The organism is Paraburkholderia sp. RL18-085-BIA-A (genome assembly GCF_046027075.1).
Classification (GTDB): domain Bacteria; phylum Pseudomonadota; class Gammaproteobacteria; order Burkholderiales; family Burkholderiaceae; genus Paraburkholderia.
Window position 1 is genome coordinate 1 of record NZ_JARESU010000511.1, and the last position, 812, is coordinate 812.

The 812-nt window shown below is 59.6% G+C and carries 1 protein-coding gene; it reads right to left on the reverse strand.

Annotated elements, in window-relative coordinates:
- Window positions 1–113 precede the first annotated feature (113 nt).
- On the reverse strand, window positions 114–812 hold a 699-nt coding region (locus tag P0D89_RS53560; protein WP_408371373.1), incomplete at its 5' end, for an MFS transporter.

The window sequence follows — 812 nt, forward strand, 5'->3', positions numbered from 1 at the left end:
GCAAAAATTGCCAACAACAAGTCTCGCGAGGCACTTACCCTGATCCCGGCTTCAATAGTTGCTATAGCCGCATCTTTAGAGTTCAAGTACGCGAACGTCGCGCTCAGCATCCGTCAACATGGAATGTTTTCGCGGAGGGTCACGACCTTGCGATTTCGGCTGCGCTCGACGCTCACCGACACAAACCAAAGCGCCAGGCCGCCGACCGCGAGCAAGCACCCCACCCATCCCGGCGCCGTCCATCCGTAGCCTGCCGAGATAGCCAGGCCTCCGAGAAACGGTCCGAGCGCATTGGCCGTGTTAAACGCAGAATGATTGAGCGCTGCCGCGAGACCCTGGGCGTCTTCCGCGACGTCCATCAGCCGTGTCTGGAGTACCGTCCCAAGTGCGCCTCCCATGCCAATCAGGAAAACATCGAAAGTCATTGTCCAGACGTTGGTTGCCATCAACGGGAAAATGGCGAGCGAAACTGCGCTCCACGCCAGTATTGCGCCGGTAGTTCGCATTAAAGCCCGGTCCGCAAACACCGGCACCACGATGTTCCCGATCGTCAAACCCAAACCGAAGGCACTCAACACAATCGGAACGGCGTGCGCGGTGACCCCGGTGACTGCGCCCAGAATGTCGGCCAGATAGGTGTAGACCGCGAACATACCGCCGAAGCCGATCGCACCGATGCCGAGCGTCAGCCACACCTGCGTGTGCTTGAGCGCTCCGAGTTCGCGCAGCGGGCTCGACTCCGGATGCGCTGGCTCGTTCGGTGCAAACAGCCATATGAACACCATCGTTAGCACACCCAGCAATGCAACCAG